A 21537-nucleotide genomic window follows, 5' to 3' on the forward strand; every position below is an offset into this window, starting at 1 on the left:
GGAGCCTTTTTTTAGTTGGTAATGGTTATGATTAAAAAATGTTTATTCCCAGCAGCGGGTTACGGTACACGTTTCCTTCCTGCAACTAAGTCGATGCCGAAAGAAATGATGCCAGTGGTGAACAAGCCATTGATTGAATACGGTGTTGAAGAAGCGATTGAAGCCGGTATGGACGGTATGTGCATCGTCACGGGTCGTGGTAAGCACTCGTTAATGGATCACTTTGATAAAAACTACGAGCTAGAGCATCAAATTAGCGGTACAAGTAAAGAAGCGCTGCTTGATGATATTCGTTCTTTGATTGATTCTGCGAGTTACACTTACATCCGTCAGCGTGAAATGAAAGGCTTAGGTCACGCTATTCTTACGGGACGTGAATTGGTCGGTGATGAACCGTTTGCTGTTGTGCTCGCGGATGACCTTTGTGTGAATGAGGACAAAGGCGTTCTAGCGCAAATGGTTGAGCTGTACAAACAGTTCCGCTGTTCAATCGTTGCGGTACAAGAAGTGCCGGAATCAGAAACGCATAAATACGGTGTGATTGCTGGCGAGATGATCAAAGATGATATCTTCCGCATTGATAACATGGTTGAAAAGCCAGAGCCAGGTACTGCACCTAGCAATCTAGCGATTATTGGTCGCTATATTCTGACACCTGATATCTTTGAACTGATTGAAAATACAGAGCCAGGTAAAGGTGGTGAGATTCAAATCACCGATGCGCTGATGCAACAAGCTCAATCTGGTTGTGTTTTGGCATACAAATTTAAAGGTCAACGCTTTGATTGCGGTAGTGTAGAAGGCTACATTGAAGCTACAAATTACTGCTACGAGAACCTTTATAAGAAAGATTCCAGTGCGGAGCTAGCGAAAAAGCCAACCGTGAAAATTGCCGAGCCAGCGTAGGTCGGAACTTTCTATTAGGTACTCCGACGGTACAACACAAACAAAAAGGGATGCATGATGCATCCCTTTGTTATTTCTACTCTCAGTAAAAACGAGATTACGCTTTTGCTTTAGCCGCTGCTTTAGCGATTGCTGCGAAGCTTTTCGCGTCTAGAGAAGCACCGCCAACTAGAGCACCGTCGATGTCTGGTTGTGAGAAGTAAGCTTCAGCGTTTTCTGGCTTAACAGAACCACCGTATTGGATGATTACTTGTGCTGCAACTGCTTCGTCTTTCGCTGCGATTAGTGCGCGGATAGAAGCGTGGATGCGTTGTGCATCTTCAGCTGTTGCTGCTTTACCAGTACCGATAGCCCAGATTGGTTCGTAAGCGATGATTGCGCCGTTTAGAGCTTCAACACCGTAAGTGTCGATAACTGCGTTGATTTGACGTGCACATACTGCTTCAGTTTCGCCAGCTTCGTTTTGCGCTTCAGATTCACCGATACAGAAAACAGGTGTTAGACCGTTTTCTTTTAGGAAGTTGAATTTCTTAGCGATGAACTCGTCAGATTCGTTGTGGTATTCACGACGCTCTGAGTGACCGATGATGATGTGAGTAGCACCGAAATCTTTCAGCATTTCTGGAGACATATCGCCAGTGAACGCACCGCTGTTGTTTAGGTCAGTGTTTTGAGCACCTAGGATGATCTTGTTACCGCCTTCAGCGATTACGCGCTCTGCTAGGTCGATGTAAAGTGCTGGTGGAGCGACTGCTACGTCAACACCTTCAACGCCTTCAAGTTCAGCGTTAAGACCAGTTAGCAGCTCAGTTACCATTGCTTTGCTGCCGTTTAGTTTCCAGTTACCCATCACTACAGGACGACGCATAGGAATATCTCCCTTATCTTTAATGTAAATAGTCAATTAATGTAAAAAATCTACGTAGGAATATAACAGAATAATGTGAACAGATCATGATTGGCGTCATGTCTTGTCCGGCTTTCTTTACTGATTCGACCAAGCATCGATCCTGTTATTTTTGTCAAAAGCAACCGATTGGTGATCGCGTAGACAGAATGATAGTTCATTCCTCGGAAATTGCTGCTGAGATTGGTATTACTACGCGCTGGAATTAATTGTTGTAGAAAGGAATCAAAATGCCAAATCTCGTTTTAGAGTATTCAAACTCGGTGGAAGAACGCGTCAATGTTCAGGGGTTGCTGGAGGATTTACATAAAACGGCGTTAGAAAGTGGCCTCTTTGAACTCGCGTCAGTGAAATCTAGAACGCTCCGGTGCCACAATTGGTTAATAGGAGAGGAGGGTGATAGCCTCGACTTTATCCATATCAACTTTGATTTGTTATCTGGTCGCTCCCAAGAACAAAAGCGAGAACTGTCACGAGCCTTGATGGCGACACTTCAAGAGCAAGCCAGTCACGTGCACAGTTTAACAGTCAATATCCGAGACATGGATATAGATAGCTTCCAAAAGGTCGTGAACTAGGTTGCGCTGAATTGCCCGAGAATAGCGAGGGGTTATTGTTACGAATTCTCAGCCTGGCTCTGCTTGTTATATGGGCGTTGTGGGCACCCAAGCTATCGGTGTCCTTTCCAAACTATATCGACTCGGCTAATCTATAACCTTTCTACTTTGGGGTAAAATTTGATGTCGACTAAAGAGTTACTGTTTTCTTTTCAAGGACGTATAAACCGTAAAACCTACTGGATTTGGAACGTCATTTACTATGTGTCCATTCTAGGCTTTGGTGCCGGTATTAGCCAGCTGCTTCCTACTCTCTCTTATGTGCTTCTTCCTATTTTCTTGGTGGTTCTGTTGATCCCTGATTTGGCGATCACCACCAAGCGTTGGCACGACCGCAACAAATCGATATATTGGCTAGCACTGAATATTCCGTTGATTATAGGCCGAATTGCCACGCCAATGACCAGCCCTGCCGCGCAAGAGCCGTCGACCCCACAGATGTTCGTCGCTTCCATTTCTCTGATTTGTGGTTTATGGATTCTAATTGAATGTGGCTTCTTAAAAGGAACATCAGGACCAAACCAATATGGCCCTGAGCCGGAGTAATTGCCTCAAGTATCGTGCGTGCTGAAAGTAGATTCTTAGTCTCGCTAAGGCTCGCTAGAATGACGAACTCTTTTGATTTAGAGGCTCTTAAACTCACCGTCACTCTAAACAGCGAGGAACGAGGTGATTAAGAATCTATCGTCCGCTTGAGCCCTGGTTAAGCTGTGTGTGAAAGAGTAGGAGTTTGCTGTTACCAGATCCTTAGTCTCGCTAAGGCTCGCTAGAATGACGAACTCTTTTGACATAGAGCTTATTAAAGTCACCGTCATTCTGGACAACGAGGAACGAGCGTGATTCAGAATCTATCGTCCGCTTGAGCAGTGGTTAAGCTGAGCGGGAAAGAATAGGAGCTTGATATTACTAGATTCTTAGTCTCGCTAAGGCTCGCTAGAATGACGATCCTTTTTGGTTTAGAGGCTGATAAAGTCATCGTTATTCTGAACAGAGAGGTGCGAGTGTGGTTCAGAATCTATCGTCCGCTTGAGCCCTGGTTAAGCTGTGTGTGAAAGAGTAGGAGTTTGCTGTTACCAGATCCTTAGTCTCGCTAAGGCTCGCTAGAATGACGAGCTCTTTTTATTTAGAGGCTCTTAAAGTCATCGTCATTCTGAACAACGAGGAACGAGGTGATTCAGAATCTATCATCCGGTTGAGTAGTGGTTAAGCTGAGCGGGAAAGAATAGGAGTTTGCTGTTATGAGACTCTTAGTCTCGCTAAGGCTCGCTAGAATGACGCTCCCCTTTGGTTTAGAGGTTGTTAAACTCACCGTCATTCTGAACAACGAGGAACTAGTGTGATTCAGAATCTATCATCCGGTTGAGCAGTGGTTAAGCTGAGCGGGAAAGAATAGGAGCTTGCTGATACCAGATTCTTAGTTTCGCTGCGGCTCGCTAGAATGACGGACTCTTTTGATCTAGAGGCTCTTAAAGTCATCGTCATTCTGAACAACGAGGAACGAGTGTTGTTCAGAATCTATCGTCCGATTGCGCAGTGGCCAAGGTGAGTGCGAAAGAATAGGAGCTTGCTGTTATGAGATTCTTAGTCTCGCCAAGGCTCGCTAGAATGACGCTCCCCTTTGGTTTAGAGGTTGTTAAAGTCATCGTCATTCTGAACAGCGAGGGACGAGTGTGATTCAGAATCTACGTACAGAGTGCTCCGAGTTTGAAATAAACTGACTGAGCTCGAGAATTACAATGGAAAAGTAACAGCGAATAATGAAGGAGAATGAATCATCGATAAGACACCTTGCGTTTATATCCTAACGTCAAATAACAACGCCGTTCTCTACATAGGTGTTACCAGTCAGCTGCCCCAAAGAATATGGCAACATAAAAATGGAGTAGTGGAAGGATTTACTAAGAAATACAACGTTCATAAGCTCGTTTACTTTGAGTTATTCGACGATATGGCTAATGCTATCAACCGAGAAAAGCAGCTCAAGCAGTGGAAGCGTGAGTGGAAGTTAGCCTTGGTAAGAGAAACGAACCCTAACTTTCTCGATCTATCTACTGAGTATCAGTAAAAATCATCCCTATCTTTAAACGCATTTAAGCTAACCACATCCGCTTTTTGTGTCGGTGCCGCTTCCCCTTCTATCGCTGCTTTGAACTTTACGACCTGTTTTTGCAACTCGTTCATCAATACCACATTGGTGTGATGAGGGTTTTTACACGTGCTGATGACTCTATCAATGTGGCTTTGTTGAGCCCACAATCTTGCTTTCATATCTTCTGATGCGCTTTCGATCATCTCTTTCGCCATCTCATGACGAAATTGCTCAAAAGCTTCTGGGTCTCGCTCTGCCATTCGAACCATTTCATCGAATGGAGGAAGCGTTTGGGATGGGATATGACGTAGATTAGACATCGATGCTCTCCAAATCCTTATGGAAGTTGCCTTTAGTTACTAAAAGCCTATACCACTAGAAAGAGGAGAGAGGATGAATTCTTCAGCCGTCTCACTTATAAGAGAAGCTTTCAAGCTTGAGATTGAATAAGTGCGGCATGTCGATGTTTGGTTGTGGTGGTTACTGCAGTTGTTGGATGCGGTAAACGCAGCGTCTTTGGCCACTAATGATGTGTTCGGTACGCTCTACTTTGGTGTCACGTCCAAGTAAAGACTGAAAGACACTTAATTCTGATTGGCACAAGCTTGGGCAGCGAGTTGCGGCTTTACAAATCGGGCAGTGATTTTCGATCAAGATGAATCCGTTCTCATCTTTCTCGAGCTCTGCCATATAGCCTTCTTGCTCTCTTAATGTGACAAGTGTTTCTAGTTTACTTTGCAGAGAGTCGCATTGCTCAAGATGCTGACGATAACTTTGTAACGTGAGTTTTTCCCTTTCTGATGTGACTTTTTCCAGTCCATCTTTGCCAAAGATATGTTCGACAGCTTCTATAAACTGAATGGTCAACTCACCGTGACGGTCAGCAAATTGCTCATGACCTTTTTGAGTGAGAGACCAATGACGAGCAGGGCGACCAACTTTTACTTTTACGTCATGGATAGAAAGAATGCCATCATCTTCTAAACTTTGCAGGTGCTGACGAGCCCCCATGGTTGTCATACCTAGCTCAGAAGAGAGTTGTTTTGCAGTGACGGAGCCATCACGCTTAACGATTTGCAATATCCTATCTACGGTCTTCATATACCCACCATTTATACGTCAGTACATATTATGCGCGATAGGGTTAGTAAAGAAAAGTGTTGACTTAATTTGAGTGTGGATTTGTAGGGGCTATGTTCATATGAGCCAATATATGTCGTCATTCTGAACGGCGAGGGACGAGGTGATTCAGAATCTATCTTTTGGTTGAGCAGTGGTTAAGGTGGTCAGGAAAGAATAGGAGCTTGTTACTATTAGATTCTTAGTCTCGCTGGAGCTCGCTAGAATGACGAGTTCTTTTAATTTAGAGCTTATTAAAGTCACCGTCATTCTGAACAACGAGGAACGAGTGTGATTCAGAATCTACTGCCCGGCTGTGCAGTGGCTTAGTTGAGCGGGAAAGAAGCGGAGTTTGCTGTTACCAGATTCTTAGTCTCGCTGGAGCTCGCTAGAATGACGAGTTTTTTCGATTTAGAGCTTGCTATGGTAGCCGTCATTCTGAACAGCGAGGAACGAGGTGATTCAGAACCTATCGTCCGGTTGAGCAGTGGTTAAGGTGACCAGGAAAGAATAGGAGCTTGTTACCACTAGATTCTTAGTCTCGCTGGAACTGGCTAGAGTGACGAGTTCTTTTGATTTAGAGCTTATTAAAGTCACCGTAATTCTGAACAACGAGGAACGAGAGTGATTCAGAATCTACTGTCCGGCTGTGCGGAAAGAAAGGCTCAAGCTCAGACTGAGCGAGAGCCTCGAGAAATGCTTAAAGAATAATATCGCGTACTTCTGGATCTTTACGATCTAGGTAGTGAGTCGACTTAATGCGACGAATAGTACGGCATCGACCGCGCACGAGCAGCGTTTCTGTGGTCGCCATATTGCCTTGACGAGAGATACCTTCCAGCAAGTCACCTTTAGTGATGCCTGTAGCTGAAAATACCACATTGTCGCTACGAGCCATGTCTTCCATTTTGAGGACAACATTCGCTTTTACGCCCATTTCATCGCAGCGTTTTAGTTCATCTGCGCCGTAAATGCGGTTTTCTTCAGTATCGCCTTTTACTTCGTGACGAGGAAGCAGACGACCGTGCATGTCACCGTCTAGCGCTCGAATTACCGCTGCTGATACAACCCCTTCTGGCGCGCCGCCAATACAGTACATCATGTCCACTTCACTGTCTGGCATGCAAGTCAGAATAGAGGCAGCCACGTCACCATCAGGCACCGCAAAGACACGCACGCCCATTGCTTGCATTTCTGCAATAACGTTATCGTGGCGAGGTTTCGCAAGGGTAATAACGACTAGGGTATCAAGTGGCTTGTTCAGGGCCTTTGCTACGTTCTCTAGGTTTTCTTTTAACGGCTTTTCTAAGTCAATTACGCCTTTTGCACCAGGGCCAACAACCAGTTTTTCCATGTACATATCTGGCGCTTTAAGAAAGCTGCCTTTCTCACCTGCGGCAAGTACGGCTAGTGCGTTCGATTGTCCCATTGCCGTCATACGCGTTCCTTCAATCGGGTCGACTGCAATATCTACTTCATCACCACCAATACCCACTTGCTCACCAATGTACAGCATTGGCGCATCATCGATTTCACCCTCACCAATGACAATTTCACCACTGATATCTGTTTTGTTCAGTAGCGTGCGCATAACTTCAACAGCTGCGCCATCGGCTGCGTTTTTATCGCCACGGCCAAGCCATTTGTAACCAGCCAGAGCTGCACCTTCAGTCACACGGGAAAATGCCATTGCTAAATCGCGTTTCATGATGTCTCCAAGTAAGCAAGAGGGAAGAAGAATTTGCGCGGCGATTCTATCACAAGGTCGAGTAAACGTTTGCCTTTTTGCGAGGCTTTTACTTTATCTAACTTGAATTTGATCAATACTTAGGGCGATTTTCAGCGTAGCGAGACGCAAAATCCTTGCTCAAAAATGCTTCGGCGACAAGAAAAGTCAGCGTTTAGTGAGATTGCGCTGATTTTTTGACCGAATGATGCAAAATATCGAATATAGTGAGTGTTTCTCATCGCGACGCTGAGTAGAATGAACCTTATATAGGTTAGGTGTGCATCAATCTCGCACATCGTCCCAACGGAATAACATAGGTAGGCCAAGATGTCTTTTGAAGTACTAGAACAACTAGAATCTAAAATTCAAACTGCAGTTGACACAATCACTCTTCTTCAGATGGAAGTCGAAGAGCTGAAAGAAGATAAAGCTAAACTTGCGGAAGAAGCGAACGAGCTTCGCTCTCAACGTGAAGAGCTAGAGCAAAAAGCACAACAAGCACAGCAAGAGCACGCACAATGGCAAGAGCGCATTCGTGCACTACTTGGCAAAATGGACGAAGTGGAATAATTCGGCTTCTTCATTCCAAATTAAAAACACCCGCGTTAAGCGGGTGTTTGTGTTTTAGGGAAGTAGATAATGTTGAGACAAGGCTAGGCGCTAAGAGCTAGGAGAAGGCCCTATAACTTAGGCGTCTAAGACTCGTTATGCTTCTTCATCCAACTCTAAATCAATATTCAATGGTTCTGGCGACAGGATAATTCCGGTGCTATCAGCATAAATGTAATCTTCTGGAAGGAAGCTAACGCCGCCAAAGTTGACTGGTACATCCAATTCGCCAATACCCTGACTGGTCGCTCCAACAGGAATAGAAGCGAGGGCTTGAATGCCTAAGTTCATATCTTCAAGTTCATCTACTTCACGAACACAGCCGTAAACGACAATGCCTTCCCACTCGTTTTCTTCCGCAATGGTTGCGATTTCTGCATCGATAAGGGCTTTACGTAGGGAACCGCCACCGTCAATTAACAAAACGCGACCAAGTCCATCTTGCTCTAATGTCTCGCGGATCAACGAATTATCTTCAAAACACTTGATGGTGGTGATTTGCCCGGCAAATGAAGCGCGACCGCCAAAGTTACTGAACATTGGTTCAACCACATCTACCTGATCGAGGTAGATATCACAGAGTGCTGAGGTATTGTATTCCATAGCGTACCTTTCTAAACAGAAATTGGTTGTCTTTGAGTATATCTAGGCATTAAGTCAATGCAATGACAATCCTTTTTTAACTTACTAGAGTTTGAGCTACCACAATTGTTGCAAACAAAACGTTGGTGACTAGAGAGCATTTCACGATGACTGGCATCATTGGTGCTATTTGAGCAGGCTTTTGTGTATGCCAAACCGCTTTACCATGATCGGCCACGAAATAAATACTAAGTAAGAATGGCAAGCTAATCCAAACGGGTTTGTCTTGAATTAACAAGTAAGCCGCAAAGGCAAGGATAGCTCCGCCAAGTAAAATAAAGTGGTACTGTTTGGCTTTACGTTGACCTAAGCGTACCGCCACCGTGCGTTTACCACACTCTCGGTCGTTCTCTATATCACGCATATTGTTGATATTGAGTACTGCAACGGCGAGTAAACCGCAGCCTAAAGCAGGTAAGAATAGCGTGGTGTCTACGTGACCAGTATGCAAGAAGTAGGTACCGGATACGCCTAGTAGACCAAAAAACAAGAACACTGATATATCGCCAAGCCCCACGTAACCGTATGGTTTGCTACCCATGGTATAAGCAATGGCTGCGAGAATGGCCAAAATTCCCAGCCCGATAAAAGTAACAATGCTTTCCAGTGAACTTAGTGAATAGAAAACTAATACTAGGCCTGAAATGGCGGTTAGAACGATGTTAAAGATAATCGCTTGTTTCATCTGTTTAGCACTTACCGCGCCAGACTGCATCGCTCGTAATGGGCCGAGGCGTTTGTCGTTATCTGTACCTTGAACGGCATCGCCATAGTCGTTTGCCAGGTTGGAAAGAATTTGCAGCAATGTCGCGGTTACGAAAGCCATGATGGCAATCGTCAGTGAGAAATGACCCGCCGAGTACGCGAGCACGCTACCTGTTAAGATAGAGACCAATGCCAGAGGTAATGTTTTTGGACGAGCGGCTTCAAGCCAGATCTGTAGAGATTGTTTCATGGAAATTTCGTGCTAGTAACCAATGTGCCCAGTATAAGCACAAAGAGGCAGATACGCTATTGACCTAAAACAACTCAACTAGAAGTCAAAGGGTTATTCAGAATCTATCATCCGGTTGTGCAGTGGTGAAGGTGAGTGGGAAAGAAAGGCGTTTGCTGTTAGCAGATTCTTAGTCTCGCTTGAGCTCGCTAGAATGACGAGATCTTTTTTGATTTAGGTATTGTCAAAGTCACCGTCATTCTGAACAACGAGTGTGATTCAGAATCGATCATCCGATTGTGCGGTGGTTAAGGTGAGTGGGGAAGAATAGGCGTCTGCTGTTGCCAGATTCTTAGTCTCGCTTGAGCTCGCTAGAATGACGAGATCTTTTGGATTTAGATGTTGTCAAAGTCACCGTCATTCTGAACAGCGAGGAGCGAGTGTGATTCAGAATCTATCGTCCCAATAGTGCCGTGGTTAAGGTGAGTGGGAAAGAATAGGAGCTTGCTGTTAGCAGATTCTTAGTCTCGCTTGAGCTCGCTAAAATGACGAGGTCTTTTGATTTAGATGTTGTCAAAGTCACCGTCATTCTGAACAACGAGGAACGAGTGTGATTCAGAATCTATCGTCCGGTTGTGCAGTGGTGAAGGTGAGTGGGAAAGAATAGGCGTCTGCTGTTAGCAGATTCTTAGTCTCGCTTGAGCTCGCTAGAATGACGAGAGCTTTTGATTTAGATGTTGTCTAAGTCACCGTCATTCTGAACGGCGAGGAACGAGTGTGATTCAGAATCTATCATCCGATTGTGAAGTGTTACGGTGAGAGGAAAGAATAGGCGCTTGCTGTTAGCAGATTCTTAGCCTCGCTTGAGTTCGCTAGAATGACGAGATCCTTGATTTGGGTGTTGTCTAAGTCACCGTCATTCTGAACAAAGAGGAACGAGTGTGATTCAGAATCCATCATCCGATTGTGCAGTGGTGAAGGTGAGTGGGAAAGAATAGGCGTCTGCTGTGAGCAGATTCTTAGTCTCGCTTGAGCTCGCTAAAATGACGAGGTCTTTTGATTTAGATGTTGTCAAAGTCACCGTCGTTTTGAACAGCGAGGAACGAGTGTGATTCAGAATCTATCGTCCGGTTGTGCAGTGGTGAAGGCGAGTGGGAAAGAATAGGCGTCTGCTGTGAGCAGATTCTTAGTCTCGCTTGAGCTCGCTAGAATGACGAGATCTTTTGATTTAGGTGTTGTCACAGTGGTCGTCATTCTATACAAAAAGCCCAGAAACAAGGTTCTGGGCTTTGGTAAAATAGATTGCGATTAAAGAATAAAGCGGCTTAGATCTTCATCTTCAATCGTGTCGCCTAGGCGCGCTTTCACGTAAGCGGAATCAATAACGAATTTAGCGCCAGATTGCTCCGCTGCGTCGTAAGAGATTTCATCCATCAAGCGTTCCATTACGGTGTGTAAGCGACGAGCACCGATGTTTTCTGTGCTTTCGTTGACCGTCCATGCCGCTTCCGCGATTTGCGTGATACCGTCTTCTGTGAATTCGATGTCCACATCTTCCGTTTTCATCAACGCAACGTACTGCTCTGTTAGAGAGGCTTTTGGTTCTGTCAGAATGCGTTTGAAGTCGTTGCTGCTTAGTGCTTCTAGCTCAACACGAATTGGTAGACGACCTTGCAATTCTGGGATCAAGTCAGATGGTTTTGCCACTTGGAATGCTCCAGATGCAACAAACAGAATGTGGTCTGTTTTTACCATGCCGTGCTTGGTTGATACCGTGCTGCCTTCAATTAATGGAAGTAGGTCGCGCTGAACACCTTCGCGTGAAACGTCTGGGCCTGAGCTCTCGCCACGTTTACAGATCTTGTCGATCTCATCGATAAATACGATGCCGTTGTTTTCAACGTTGAAAATCGCTGCTTCTTTCAGCTCTTCTTGGTTAACCAGTTTCGCCGCTTCTTCTTCCGCTAACGCTTTCATTGCGTCTTTGATTTTCAGCTTACGTTTTTTCTTAGTGTCGCCTGCCAGGTTTTGGAACATGCCTTGCAGCTGGTTAGTCATCTCTTCCATACCAGGAGGCGCCATGATCTCTACGCCCATTTGTGGTGCGGCTACGTCGATTTCAATTTCTTTATCGTCTAGTTGGCCTTCACGCAGTTTCTTACGGAAGATCTGGCGAGTGTGAGAAGACTCTTCCGTTTGCTCTGCTTGACCCCAGCTATCACGTGCTGGTGGCAGTAGCGCATCAAGAATGCGTTCTTCTGCTTGCTCTTCTGCGCGGAATTTCACTTTCTCCATCGCTTGTTGATGCGTCATTTTCACAGCAACATCTGTTAGGTCACGGATGATGGTTTCAACTTCTTTACCAACGTAACCCACTTCGGTGAATTTTGTCGCTTCAACTTTGATGAAAGGGGCATTTGCTAGTTTTGCAAGGCGTCGTGCGATTTCAGTCTTACCAACACCAGTAGGGCCAATCATCAAGATGTTTTTTGGTGTCACTTCGGCACGCAAGCTTTCTTCAAGCTGCATGCGGCGCCAGCGGTTACGAAGTGCAATCGCAACCGAACGCTTGGCTTTTTCTTGACCGATAATGTGGCGGTTCAATTCATGAACGATTTCGCGAGGCGTCATTTCAGACATATTCTTTCCTTACTTCGTTACGATTACGCGGTTGGTTTTTCAGACTCTACTGTTGAGTCTAGCTCTTCTACCGTGTGGTGATGGTTAGTGAAGACACAAATATCACCCGCGATATTGAGAGCTTTTTCCGCGATCTCACGAGCATCTAGATCTGTGTTTTCTAGTAGGGCGGTTGCGGCAGCTTGTGCGTAAGCACCACCAGAGCCAATCGCAATCAGGTCGTGTTCTGGCTGTACGACATCACCATTACCGGTAATGATTAACGACGCGGTTTCGTCGGCAACGGCAAGTAAGGCTTCGAGCTTGCGCAGAGCACGATCGCTACGCCAGTCTTTGGCTAGCTCAACTGCCGCTTTGGTTAGGTGACCTTGGTGCATTTGCAGTTTGCTTTCGAAGCGCTCAAAAAGGGTGAAGGCATCCGCAGTACCGCCGGCAAAGCCCGCTAGTACTTGGTTGTTGTATAGGCGGCGAACTTTGCGCGCATTACCTTTCATTACGGTATTGCCTAGAGATACTTGGCCATCACCCGCGATGACGACTTTATTATTTCGACGTACAGATACAATGGTAGTCACAGTCGACCTCTTGATTATTTCTCTTTGGATTTAATTCAGTATATGGGGGAGGAGAAATGGGGATTCAAGGGGGCAAAAAGAAAGGCCCTAGGATCTTAGCTCCTAGGGCCTGAGTTTAAAGATTTTCTTTCCAAATCGCACACGGCTCGATTTTCGCGCGTTGCAGTTTATGACGGTCACGTTCTGCATCACGTTTGAACTTATACGGACCTAGCACCACGCGATACCATGAACTGCCTTCTTTCTTACGAATCTTGCTCGACATCCCTTGGAACGCGATTGCAAGCTTGCGCTCTTCGGCTTGTGCCTGAGTTTTGTACGCGCCACACTGCATGATGTAAGGAATTTTAGAAACTTCAATTTCTTTGGCCACAACTTCAACTTCACGTTTCGGTAGTGACTCAACATATTCCCATTTTTCTTCTGGTGGTGGCGGCAAGTCTTTTTTCGGCTTTGGTTTGCTTACAGTGGTTGTTGGCTGCTTCACGACTGGTTGTTTAGGTTCTGGGTCGCTACTCAAAAGGTAAAGACCATAGCCAAAACCGCCCACGAGCAAGATAGCGAGCAGGCCACTGCGCCAAGGTTTTTTTCTTCTCGGCGGCTGTTTTTTTGTCGACTTTTTTGGGGCGCCTCGCCCCCGTCTTACATAATCTCTATTTGCCACGGTTATTTCTGGTCATCAAGGATTCTTGCAAATATGTTAATCCAGAACGAGTTGAGAAAACACCCTATTGATAGAATCTTGATAGCTAAAGCGCGACAACGCCCGAGTGTAGGAGTGTGTGTCTGTTCTCGCTTATATTTATTCGGGGATATACAAAAAGCAGGAGGGGTAAATAAAAAAGCGGCGCCTTAGCACCGCTTTGGGGATGAATACCTAATCTTTAGGTTAAGGTCGCTGTGGTGGCGCTGCACTTCCACGAATGACGAGATTAGTTTCAAGCAGACGCGAGCCTGAATGCACGTCGTGGCCTTTTAACATCTCGAGCATCATTAGCATCGCTTGTCGACCAATCTCATAGCGAGGTTGAGAGATGGTGGTCAACGGTGGATCGCAGTACTGAGCGAAGTTAATGTCATCAAAGCCCACAACAGAGAGATCTTGCGGTACTCGTAAGCCAAGCTTTTTCGCTTCTTGAATTGCGCCGATGGCCATTGTGTCACAGTGACAGAAAATAGCCGTTGGTGGTTCTGGCAATTCGAGCAGTTTACGAACGGCTTTTGCTCCGCCATCAAAAGAGAACTCAGTAATGACACTATATTGTGGATCTTTATTGATGCCGGCACGGCGCAGGGCTTGTTGGTAGCCTTGCTGGCGGAACTGACACAATATTGCTGTGTCTGGTCCAGAGATTTGAGCAATGCGTTTATGACCTAATTGGGTCAGGTAATTCACTGCTTCAAATGCTGAGGTCAGGTTATCAATATGTACTGTCGGAAGCTCGAGCTCTGGCGCAAATTCACACGCCATTACCATCGGAGGTAAGTTCTTTTGCTCTGGCTTACTGACATCGAATGGTAGATCTGTACCAAGCAGTAGCATTCCATCTGCCTGCTTAGTAAATACGAGGTTAACGAAAGAGCTTTCGCGTTTCTTCTGTTGTCCGCTATCGCCCAGCAGGACTAGATAGCCATGTTCCATGGCTGCATCTTCAATACCGCGAATAATTTCAGAAAAATAAGGATCACAGATGTCGGGAACGATAGTAACAATGGTTTTTGATTCGTTTCTACGTAAGTTACGCGCTAATGAGTTTGGAGAATAACCCGCTTCAAGTACGGCATCTTCTACTCTCTTTCTTGTAGAAGAAGAGACTTTCTCTGGATTCATTAAGGCTCGAGATACCGTAGCCGTAGACACTCCCGCAAGCTGGGCAACATCCTTCATTGTCGCCATAGTTTTTAACCTCTCATTTATTTTTTGCCAAGATGACGTTATTCCGGTTTGAAATCAGAGTAATCAAACCGAGTTAGAGCTGTATTTGCTCTTCGCTCAGTTCGTGTTAACGAGTGGGAAAATGGATTCTTCACCGCGATATCAATTTGTGGGAATAGTCATTGTTTTAATCTAAGCCTGTGCAAACAAGTCACTTTAGACTTTTCTAATTTGGATAGTCTATTCATTTCTAAAGTGAAAGTTACGGTCTGTTTAACAAAAATTGTAATCTTGGTGTGATTCTGGTCACATTAAATGGTAATTCATTACATAGTTAAACGTTTGCTAGCTGAGATCTTGTGGTTCTATGTCTAAATTCCAGCGTACTTTCTTAGCGTTTGGCAACAACTCAATAGCAGGTTTGGCACTGGTTAATAACTTTTGCATCAATGAACGATGCTGAGTTTGCAGTAATAGTTGCCAACGGTATTTACCAGCCCGCTTGGCCAAAGGTGAAGGAGTAGGGCCTAACACCATGCAGGAATCATCGAACAGAGGGTGTGACTCTAACGTAAAGCGAACTTGACGCAGGAAGTCTTCAACTATCTCACTTTGGTTCGCCTCTGCTTTAAACAGAGTCAAGAAACTATAAGGCGGAAGCTGAGCCAGTTTGCGTTCTTCCAGAGCTGTCATAGCAAAGTGGCGATAGTCTTTTTGAAGCAGGGCCTGCAGCAAGCTGTGCTCAGGATGGTGGGTTTGTAGGATAACCTCGCCAGGTTTACTTGCGCGGCCGGCACGACCTGCGACTTGAATAAACAACTGCGCTAGTCGCTCGGAAGCGCGGAAGTCACTACTATAAAGAGAGCCATCAACATCCAAAAGAGCAACGAGCGTTACATTTGGAAAATGGTGCCCCTTAGCCAGCATTTGGGTGCCAATCAGAATTTGATGTTCACCTTTACGAATCGATTCAAGGGCATCTTCCAAACTACCTTTGCGACGTGTGCTGTCTCTGTCGATGCGAATGGCTTTGTATTCTGGAAATAACTGAGCCAATTGTTGTTCGAGTTGTTCCGTTCCTACGCCGACGGTAACCAATTGAGTTGAACCACACCCCTGACATTGATGAATTACCGGTTGTTGTGAGCCGCAGTGATGGCAGCGTATTTCGTTGCTGTAATGGTGGAACGTATAGTACGCATCACAGCGTTTACATTCTGCAATCCAACCGCATTCATGGCACATCAAAGCGGGCGAAAAGCCTCGGCGGTTAAGAAACAACATTACTTGATTGCCAGCTTTTAAATGCTTGCGCATTTCGGCAATCAGTTGGGCAGATAAGCCACTTTCTAAATACTGACCTTTTACATCTAACACTTTATTGGTGGTTGGTACGGCAGAGCCAGCTCGTTGGGTTAGTGTTAAATGGTGATACTTGCCTGACAAGGCATTGTGCAATGTCTCCAGTGCAGGTGTGGCTGAGCCCAGAACAATCGGAACTTGTTCTTTATGAGCGCGCATTACAGCAACATCGCGTGCATGATAACGCAAGCTATCTTGCTGTTTGTAAGAGGTGTCATGTTCCTCGTCCACAATGATAATCCCGAGATCAGCAAAAGGCGCGAGTAGGGCTGAGCGTGTGCCGATAATGATTCCGGCCGCTTTGTCGCGTGCAGAAAGCCACGCATTCAGACGCTCCGTCTCGTTTAACCCGGAGTGGATGACGTCAACTGGCACATTAAAACGGCGTTTAAAGCGGTTGATGGTTTGGGGCGTTAAGCCAATCTCTGGTACTAAAACCAAGGCTTGTTTCCCTTGCTCTAAAACTGGCTTGATAAGGTTGAGGTACACTTCTGTCTTACCTGAGCCCGTGACGCCTTCTAATAAATAGGAGGCAAAACCTGTTTGGCTATTTACACTCGCAATAGCCAGCGCTTGTTCGTGGTTGAGCTTTGGCTTTTCGACGTCGCATTCAACGTGCTGTCCCCACGGGGTGATTACAGGCTTCTTCTCGATACGTTCAATCCAGCCTTTCTCTTCTAAAGACTTTAGTACTGTTGAGGCTATCTCTTGGTCGACAAATTCCTGGTGAGGCAAAGCGCCGTTAACCAACATTTGCAAGACCTTCTGTTGTTTGACCGCTCGACGATCAAGCCCTTGCATCAGCTTGTCTTTACCGGATTCGGTAATTTGCCACTCTTGTAGCGTCGCAAAATCTGCAGGCTTTCCTTTACGTAGAGCTGCTGGCATCGCATTGTGTAGCGTATCTCCAAGTGGGTATTGGTAGAACTGGCTGCACCAAGTCAGCAACGAATAAAGCTTTTCAGACCATATCGGCTGAGAATCAAGAACTGCTTTGATTGGCTTGAGTTGATCTTTGGGAAAGTCCGAGTGATTAACCATTGCGGTGACGATGCCGACTAAGGTTTGGCGTCCAAAAGGCACGGAAACGCGTCCACCAATGATCGGAAACAGGTGCCCCGGAATGGCGTAATCAAATTGTTTGTCGAGCGGAACGGGTAATGCCACTCTAGCAATGGTTGGACGCATAAATTCTTAGCTATTAAAAAGAGGGAAAGGAAATGAGAGTCTATTAAAATCGGTATGGAAATTCGAGTAAAGCTATGCGATTCAGCGTGAATCGTGCCTCTATGATTAGTCTGGCTAAAAAAGTGGCGAAAAAGTTGCCAAATGTGTTGATCCGAGCAATGTGATTCTTTACTATATCGCGCCTTGAGATATGGCTTCGGCAATTAGTTGATGCGGTATCCCATTTTATTATTAATTGCGTGTGGTGTGCGGCTTAGATTCGTATAGCGACACGGCCTACTATTGAGGTTATCCCATGAAAGCTGGTATCCACCCAGAATACAAAGCAGTAAAAGCGACTTGTTCTTGCGGCAACTCTTTTGAGTTCAACTCTACTCTAGGTAAAGAGTCTATCCACCTAGACGTATGTGACAAGTGTCACCCATTCTACACTGGTAAGCAACGTATCGTTGATACAGGCGGCCGTGTTGATCGCTTCAACAAGCGTTTCGGTGCACTATCAAGCGGTAAGAAATAATAGCAGCCGCTATTACGATTACAGTTTAGAAAAGGACGCTTCGGCGTCCTTTTTGTTTTAATGGCTACCAAGCGAAGAGGAATGTATGGGGTTTGGAATATTCCCGATTATTTTTCACTCAGCGCTTGCAACCTAAAGTGTGATCTGTATAATGCAGCGCACTGGTTAAGCCAGTTGTGAACCAATGAGCAGTGAGGAGCGAGCAAATCTAAGGATTTGCGAGGTAATGTATACTCAGCTTATGTTCGCGGTTAATACAATTAGCTATCTTTTCTTCGGAAAAACTATCCTCAAAGGTGACTTTGGCATATAGGGATAGTTAATCGAAAATTAACTGACAATGCGTCCTAATCTTGGATGCTACGGTTTCACATAAATCAATCGGCATTCTCTCGTCTTGACGAGTTTGAGTGGCGATATTGTTTGTGTAATTTATTAAATTTGGAGCTCTGTCTCATGCAGAACCAACGTATCCGTATCCGCCTAAAAGCTTTCGATTACAAACTAATCGATGCTTCTACAGCGGAAATCGTTGAAACAGCTAAGCGCACTGGCGCACAGGTTCGTGGTCCAATCCCACTGCCAACTCGTAAAGAGCGTTTCACAGTTCTTATCTCTCCACACGTTAACAAGAAAGCACGTGACCAGTACGAAATCCGTACTCACAAGCGTCTAATCGACATCGTTGAGCCAACAGACAAGACTGTTGATGCTCTAATGCGTCTAGACCTTGCTGCGGGCGTTGACGTTCAAATTAGCCTAGGTTAAGGGAGATTAGAAGTATGATTGGTCTAATCGGTCGTAAAGTGGGCATGACCCGCGTATTTACTGAAGAAGGCGTTTCTATCCCAGTAACAGTTGTTGAGGTTGAAGCTAACCGTGTTTCTCAAGTGAAAACTCTTGAAACTGACGGCTACGCAGCAATCCAGGTTACAGCTGGTTCTAAGAAAGCTAACCGTGTAAACAAAGCTGAAGCAGGTCACTTTGCTAAAGCTGGCGTTGAAGCTGGTCGCGGTCTTTGGGAATTCCGTTTAGAAAACGGCGAAGAGTTCGAAGTTGGTTCAGAACTAACTGTTGAACTATTCAACGAAACTAAGAAAGTAGACGTTACTGGTACATCTAAGGGTAAAGGTTTCCAAGGCGCTGTTAAGCGTTGGAACTTCCGTACTCAAGATATGACTCACGGTAACTCATTGTCTCACCGTGCTCCTGGTTCTATCGGTCAATGTCAGACTCCAGGTCGCGTATTTAAAGGCAAGAAAATGGCAGGTCACATGGGTGCTGAGCGTGTAACGACTCAAAACCTAGAGATCGTACGTGTTGACGCTGAGCGCAACCTGCTTCTTATTAAAGGTGCAGTCCCAGGCGCAACTGGCGGCAACGTGATCGTTAAACCAGCTGTTAAAGCATAACGTCTCAGGAGTAAGTAATGGAACTAATGGTTAAAGGTGCCGATGCACTAACTGTTTCCGAAACTACTTTCGGACGTGAGTTTAACGAAGCTCTTGTACACCAAGTAGTTGTTGCGTACGCAGCAGGTGCTCGTCAAGGTACTCGTGCTCAAAAAACACGTTCAGAAGTTTCTGGCGGTGGCGCTAAGCCATGGCGTCAAAAAGGTACTGGCCGTGCGCGTGCTGGTACAATCCGTAGCCCAATCTGGCGTACAGGTGGTGTTACTTTTGCTGCGAAACCACAAGATCACAGCCAAAAAGTAAACAAAAAAATGTACCGTGGTGCTATGAAGAGCATTCTTTCTGAGCTTGTTCGTCAAGAGCGTCTAATCGTTGTTGATAACTTCTCAGTTGAAGCACCAAAGACTAAAGAGCTAGTTGCTAAGCTCAAAGAGCTTGAGCTAACTGACGCTCTAATCGTGACTAGCGAAGTAGATGAGAATCTATTCCTAGCTGCTCGTAACCTATACAAAGTTGACGCACGTGATGTTGCTGGTATCGATCCAGTATCTCTAATCGCGTTTGACAAAGTTGTAATGACTGCAGAAGCAGTTAAGCAAGTAGAGGAAATGCTAGCATGATCACTGAAGAGCGTATCCTAAAAGTTCTACGTGCACCGCACATCTCTGAAAAAGCAACTATGGCAGCTGAGAAAGCGAACACTATCGTTTTCAAAGTAGCTAAAGATGCGACTAAAAAAGAGATCAAAGCAGCTGTAGAAAAGCTATTTGAAGTTGAAGTTAAGTCTGTAAATACTCTTATCACTAAGGGTAAGACCAAACGTCAAGGTCTACGCCAAGGTCGCCGCAGCGACGTTAAGAAAGCGTACGTTACTTTGAAAGAAGGTCAAGATCTTGACTTCGTTGGCGGCGCGGAATAACAGGAGTAGTTAAAAATGGCTATTGTTAAATGTAAGCCGACTTCCCCTGGTCGTCGTCACGTTGTTAAAGTTGTTAACGCTGACCTACACAAGGGCAAGCCATACGCACCTCTTCTAGAGAAAAACTCTAAGAACGGTGGTCGTAACAACAAGGGTCGTATCACAGTACGTCACATCGGCGGTGGTCACAAGCACCACTACCGTGTAGTTGACTTCAAACGTACTAAAGATGGTATTCCAGCGACAGTTGAGCGTCTTGAATACGATCCAAACCGTAGCGCAAACATTGCTCTAGTTCTTTACAAAGACGGTGAGCGTCGCTACATCCTAGCACCTAAAGGTGTTGTAGCTGGTGATGTTATTCAGTCTGGTGTTGATGCACCAATCAAAGCTGGTAACACTCTACCAATGCGTAATATCCCAGTAGGTTCAACAGTACATAACGTTGAACTTAAGCCTGGTAAAGGTGGTCAGCTAGCTCGTTCGGCTGGTGCTTACGCTCAAATCGTTGCTCGCGACGGTGCGTACGTAACTATCCGTCTACGTTCTGGCGAGATGCGCAAAGTTCTTTCTGAAGGCCGTGCAACAATCGGTGAAGTTGGTAACTCTGAGCACATGCTACGTGAACTTGGTAAAGCAGGTGCATCACGTCATCGCGGTATCCGTCCAACGGTTCGTGGTGTTGTAATGAACCCGATTGACCACCCACATGGTGGTGGTGAAGGTCGTACTTCTGGTGGTCGTCACCCAGTATCTCCTTGGGGTATGCCTACTAAAGGCTTCAAGACTCGTAAGAACAAACGCACTGACAAGTACATCGTACGTCGTCGTAACAAGTAATCTATATAAAGAGGAATCGCCATGCCACGTTCTCTCAAGAAAGGTCCTTTTATTGACCTACACTTGCTGAAGAAGGTAGAGAAAGCGGTGGAAAGCGGAGACAAAAAGCCTATTAAGACTTGGTCCCGTCGTTCAATGATCATCCCTACGATGATCGGTTTGACCATCGCTGTCCATAATGGTCGTCAGCACGTACCAGTATTTGTAACTGATGAAATGATCGGTCACAAACTGGGTGAATTCGCACCAACACGTACTTACCGCGGTCACGCTGCGGATAAGAAAGCTAAGAAGCGCTAAGGAGTAGATAATGGAAGCAATTGCTAAACATAACTTTGCTCGCATTTCGCCTCAGAAAGCTCGCTTAGTTGCGGATCTAATCCGTGGTAAATCTGTTGACCAAGCTCTAGAAATCCTAACGTTCAGCAACAAAAAAGCTGCTGCACTAGTTAAGAAAGTTCTAGAGTCTGCTATCGCTAACGCGGAGCACAACGAAGGTGCAGATATTGACGATCTGAATGTCGCAAAAATCTTTGTAGATGAAGGCCCAACCATGAAGCGTATTATGCCTCGTGCTAAAGGTCGTGCGGATCGTATCTTGAAGCGTTCAAGCCACATCACTGTTGTTGTAGCAGATCGCTAGAGACTAGGAGAGT

General features: G+C 45.5%; 24 protein-coding genes. 13 read left to right on the top strand and 11 right to left on the bottom strand.

Annotated features, from left to right (window positions below; all coding sequences use genetic code 11):
- The first annotated feature begins 27 nt into the window (after positions 1-27).
- Complete coding sequence (galU, locus tag MTF70_RS13345; RefSeq protein ID WP_005397961.1) at positions 28-906, top strand: UTP--glucose-1-phosphate uridylyltransferase GalU; 879 nt, start codon at positions 28-30, stop codon at positions 904-906.
- 97 nt (positions 907-1003) lie between these two features.
- Here the strand turns inward: galU and tpiA are convergent, their stop codons facing one another.
- The gene (gene tpiA, locus MTF70_RS13350; RefSeq protein ID WP_005384863.1) at positions 1004-1774 is read right to left on the bottom strand and encodes a triose-phosphate isomerase; all 771 of its coding nucleotides are present in this window, start codon (positions 1772-1774) and stop codon (positions 1004-1006) included.
- A gap of 269 nt (positions 1775-2043) precedes the next feature.
- Here tpiA and MTF70_RS13355 point away from each other — a divergent pair, with 269 nt between their 5' ends.
- The 3 genes from MTF70_RS13355 (at position 2044) to MTF70_RS13365 (ending at position 4495) form a co-directional block, all read left to right on the top strand.
- On the top strand, positions 2044-2391 hold the full coding sequence (locus MTF70_RS13355) for a 5-carboxymethyl-2-hydroxymuconate Delta-isomerase (RefSeq protein ID WP_017820736.1): 348 nt from the start codon (positions 2044-2046) through the stop codon (positions 2389-2391).
- 162 nt (positions 2392-2553) lie between these two features.
- Positions 2554-2976: a DUF805 domain-containing protein gene (locus MTF70_RS13360; protein ID WP_005384868.1), complete on the top strand. Its 423-nt coding sequence runs from the start codon at positions 2554-2556 to the stop codon at positions 2974-2976.
- A 1228-nt stretch (positions 2977-4204) separates the two neighbouring features.
- Complete coding sequence (locus MTF70_RS13365; protein ID WP_080276962.1) at positions 4205-4495, top strand: GIY-YIG nuclease family protein; 291 nt, start codon at positions 4205-4207, stop codon at positions 4493-4495.
- On the opposite strand, the gene MTF70_RS13370 is transcribed toward MTF70_RS13365, so the two are convergent.
- The 3 genes from MTF70_RS13370 to glpX form a co-directional block, all read right to left on the bottom strand.
- Positions 4489-4839 (bottom strand): DUF3135 domain-containing protein, encoded by a 351-nt coding sequence (locus MTF70_RS13370; RefSeq protein ID WP_025768347.1) that lies wholly within the window; start codon positions 4837-4839, stop codon positions 4489-4491. The genes MTF70_RS13365 and MTF70_RS13370 overlap by 7 nt on opposite strands.
- Before the next feature lie 160 nt (positions 4840-4999).
- Entirely contained in the window at positions 5000-5620 is a 621-nt protein-coding gene (locus tag MTF70_RS13375) for a metalloregulator ArsR/SmtB family transcription factor (RefSeq protein ID WP_005379532.1), read from the bottom strand.
- Between the two features lie 718 nt (positions 5621-6338).
- Positions 6339-7346 (bottom strand): class II fructose-bisphosphatase, encoded by a 1008-nt coding sequence (glpX, locus tag MTF70_RS13380; RefSeq protein ID WP_025768348.1) that lies wholly within the window; start codon positions 7344-7346, stop codon positions 6339-6341.
- 348 nt (positions 7347-7694) lie between these two features.
- Between glpX and zapB the strand changes: the two genes are divergently transcribed.
- Entirely contained in the window at positions 7695-7937 is a 243-nt protein-coding gene (zapB, locus tag MTF70_RS13385) for a cell division protein ZapB (RefSeq protein WP_005379536.1), read from the top strand.
- A gap of 135 nt (positions 7938-8072) precedes the next feature.
- Here zapB and rraA read toward each other — a convergent pair whose 3' ends face one another.
- The 7 genes from rraA to priA all read right to left on the bottom strand — a co-directional run bounded on the left by rraA (position 8073) and on the right by priA (position 17193).
- On the bottom strand, positions 8073-8579 hold the full coding sequence (gene rraA / locus MTF70_RS13390) for a ribonuclease E activity regulator RraA (RefSeq protein WP_005379537.1): 507 nt from the start codon (positions 8577-8579) through the stop codon (positions 8073-8075).
- A gap of 76 nt (positions 8580-8655) precedes the next feature.
- On the bottom strand, positions 8656-9573 hold the full coding sequence (locus tag MTF70_RS13395) for a 1,4-dihydroxy-2-naphthoate polyprenyltransferase (protein WP_005383178.1): 918 nt from the start codon (positions 9571-9573) through the stop codon (positions 8656-8658).
- A gap of 1287 nt (positions 9574-10860) precedes the next feature.
- Entirely contained in the window at positions 10861-12192 is a 1332-nt protein-coding gene (gene hslU, locus MTF70_RS13400) for an HslU--HslV peptidase ATPase subunit (RefSeq protein ID WP_025768349.1), read from the bottom strand.
- A 23-nt stretch (positions 12193-12215) separates the two neighbouring features.
- Positions 12216-12767, bottom strand: coding sequence for an ATP-dependent protease subunit HslV (hslV, locus tag MTF70_RS13405; RefSeq protein ID WP_025768350.1), 552 nt, complete (start codon positions 12765-12767; stop codon positions 12216-12218).
- Positions 12768-12882: 115 nt separating this feature from the next.
- Positions 12883-13431 (bottom strand): cell division protein FtsN, encoded by a 549-nt coding sequence (gene ftsN, locus MTF70_RS13410; protein ID WP_017820300.1) that lies wholly within the window; start codon positions 13429-13431, stop codon positions 12883-12885.
- A gap of 225 nt (positions 13432-13656) precedes the next feature.
- Positions 13657-14685, bottom strand: a complete 1029-nt coding sequence (gene cytR / locus MTF70_RS13415; RefSeq protein WP_254901949.1) for a DNA-binding transcriptional regulator CytR — start codon at positions 14683-14685, stop codon at positions 13657-13659.
- A 303-nt stretch (positions 14686-14988) separates the two neighbouring features.
- Positions 14989-17193, bottom strand: a complete 2205-nt coding sequence (gene priA, locus MTF70_RS13420; RefSeq protein ID WP_054579274.1) for a primosomal protein N' — start codon at positions 17191-17193, stop codon at positions 14989-14991.
- Positions 17194-17488: 295 nt separating this feature from the next.
- Between priA and rpmE the strand changes: the two genes are divergently transcribed.
- The 8 genes from rpmE to rplV all read left to right on the top strand — a co-directional run bounded on the left by rpmE (position 17489) and on the right by rplV (position 21524).
- Entirely contained in the window at positions 17489-17710 is a 222-nt protein-coding gene (gene rpmE, locus MTF70_RS13425; RefSeq protein WP_005379546.1) for a 50S ribosomal protein L31, read from the top strand.
- Between the two features lie 456 nt (positions 17711-18166).
- Positions 18167-18478 (top strand): 30S ribosomal protein S10, encoded by a 312-nt coding sequence (rpsJ, locus tag MTF70_RS13430; RefSeq protein ID WP_004410492.1) that lies wholly within the window; start codon positions 18167-18169, stop codon positions 18476-18478.
- 14 nt (positions 18479-18492) lie between these two features.
- Positions 18493-19122, top strand: a complete 630-nt coding sequence (gene rplC / locus MTF70_RS13435) for a 50S ribosomal protein L3 (RefSeq protein WP_005379555.1) — start codon at positions 18493-18495, stop codon at positions 19120-19122.
- A 17-nt stretch (positions 19123-19139) separates the two neighbouring features.
- Entirely contained in the window at positions 19140-19742 is a 603-nt protein-coding gene (gene rplD / locus MTF70_RS13440; protein WP_005379556.1) for a 50S ribosomal protein L4, read from the top strand.
- The gene (gene rplW / locus MTF70_RS13445) at positions 19739-20041 is read left to right on the top strand and encodes a 50S ribosomal protein L23 (protein ID WP_004398471.1); all 303 of its coding nucleotides are present in this window, start codon (positions 19739-19741) and stop codon (positions 20039-20041) included. The genes rplD and rplW overlap by 4 nt, the downstream gene beginning before the upstream one ends.
- 15 nt (positions 20042-20056) lie before the next feature.
- Positions 20057-20881 carry a 50S ribosomal protein L2 gene (gene rplB, locus MTF70_RS13450; RefSeq protein ID WP_005383168.1) on the top strand — a complete coding sequence of 275 codons (825 nt, stop codon included), beginning with the start codon at positions 20057-20059 and terminating at the stop codon, positions 20879-20881.
- Positions 20882-20902: 21 nt separating this feature from the next.
- On the top strand, positions 20903-21181 hold the full coding sequence (gene rpsS / locus MTF70_RS13455) for a 30S ribosomal protein S19 (RefSeq protein ID WP_004394525.1): 279 nt from the start codon (positions 20903-20905) through the stop codon (positions 21179-21181).
- Between the two features lie 10 nt (positions 21182-21191).
- Complete coding sequence (gene rplV, locus MTF70_RS13460) at positions 21192-21524, top strand: 50S ribosomal protein L22 (RefSeq protein WP_005383164.1); 333 nt, start codon at positions 21192-21194, stop codon at positions 21522-21524.
- Positions 21525-21537: the final 13 nt, after the last annotated feature.

Source organism: Vibrio sp. 2CM40D, from assembly GCF_023161825.1.
Lineage (GTDB): Bacteria > Pseudomonadota > Gammaproteobacteria > Enterobacterales > Vibrionaceae > Vibrio > Vibrio alginolyticus.

What these genes read in the sequence shown, in the direction of transcription:
- galU (WP_005397961.1), top strand. Translation starts at nt 28, where the DNA reads ATGATTAAAAAATGTTTATTCCCAGCAGCGGGTTACGGTACACGTTTC.
- tpiA (WP_005384863.1), bottom strand. Translation starts at nt 1,774, where the DNA reads ATGCGTCGTCCTGTAGTGATGGGTAACTGGAAACTAAACGGCAGCAAA.
- MTF70_RS13355 (WP_017820736.1), top strand. Translation starts at nt 2,044, where the DNA reads ATGCCAAATCTCGTTTTAGAGTATTCAAACTCGGTGGAAGAACGCGTC.
- MTF70_RS13360 (WP_005384868.1), top strand. Translation starts at nt 2,554, where the DNA reads ATGTCGACTAAAGAGTTACTGTTTTCTTTTCAAGGACGTATAAACCGT.
- MTF70_RS13370 (WP_025768347.1), bottom strand. Translation starts at nt 4,839, where the DNA reads ATGTCTAATCTACGTCATATCCCATCCCAAACGCTTCCTCCATTCGAT.
- MTF70_RS13375 (WP_005379532.1), bottom strand. Translation starts at nt 5,620, where the DNA reads ATGAAGACCGTAGATAGGATATTGCAAATCGTTAAGCGTGATGGCTCC.
- glpX (WP_025768348.1), bottom strand. Translation starts at nt 7,346, where the DNA reads ATGAAACGCGATTTAGCAATGGCATTTTCCCGTGTGACTGAAGGTGCA.
- zapB (WP_005379536.1), top strand. Translation starts at nt 7,695, where the DNA reads ATGTCTTTTGAAGTACTAGAACAACTAGAATCTAAAATTCAAACTGCA.
- rraA (WP_005379537.1), bottom strand. Translation starts at nt 8,579, where the DNA reads ATGGAATACAATACCTCAGCACTCTGTGATATCTACCTCGATCAGGTA.
- MTF70_RS13395 (WP_005383178.1), bottom strand. Translation starts at nt 9,573, where the DNA reads ATGAAACAATCTCTACAGATCTGGCTTGAAGCCGCTCGTCCAAAAACA.
- hslU (WP_025768349.1), bottom strand. Translation starts at nt 12,192, where the DNA reads ATGTCTGAAATGACGCCTCGCGAAATCGTTCATGAATTGAACCGCCAC.
- priA (WP_054579274.1), bottom strand. Translation starts at nt 17,193, where the DNA reads ATGCGTCCAACCATTGCTAGAGTGGCATTACCCGTTCCGCTCGACAAA.
- rpmE (WP_005379546.1), top strand. Translation starts at nt 17,489, where the DNA reads ATGAAAGCTGGTATCCACCCAGAATACAAAGCAGTAAAAGCGACTTGT.
- rpsJ (WP_004410492.1), top strand. Translation starts at nt 18,167, where the DNA reads ATGCAGAACCAACGTATCCGTATCCGCCTAAAAGCTTTCGATTACAAA.
- rplC (WP_005379555.1), top strand. Translation starts at nt 18,493, where the DNA reads ATGATTGGTCTAATCGGTCGTAAAGTGGGCATGACCCGCGTATTTACT.
- rplD (WP_005379556.1), top strand. Translation starts at nt 19,140, where the DNA reads ATGGAACTAATGGTTAAAGGTGCCGATGCACTAACTGTTTCCGAAACT.
- rplW (WP_004398471.1), top strand. Translation starts at nt 19,739, where the DNA reads ATGATCACTGAAGAGCGTATCCTAAAAGTTCTACGTGCACCGCACATC.
- rplB (WP_005383168.1), top strand. Translation starts at nt 20,057, where the DNA reads ATGGCTATTGTTAAATGTAAGCCGACTTCCCCTGGTCGTCGTCACGTT.
- rpsS (WP_004394525.1), top strand. Translation starts at nt 20,903, where the DNA reads ATGCCACGTTCTCTCAAGAAAGGTCCTTTTATTGACCTACACTTGCTG.
- rplV (WP_005383164.1), top strand. Translation starts at nt 21,192, where the DNA reads ATGGAAGCAATTGCTAAACATAACTTTGCTCGCATTTCGCCTCAGAAA.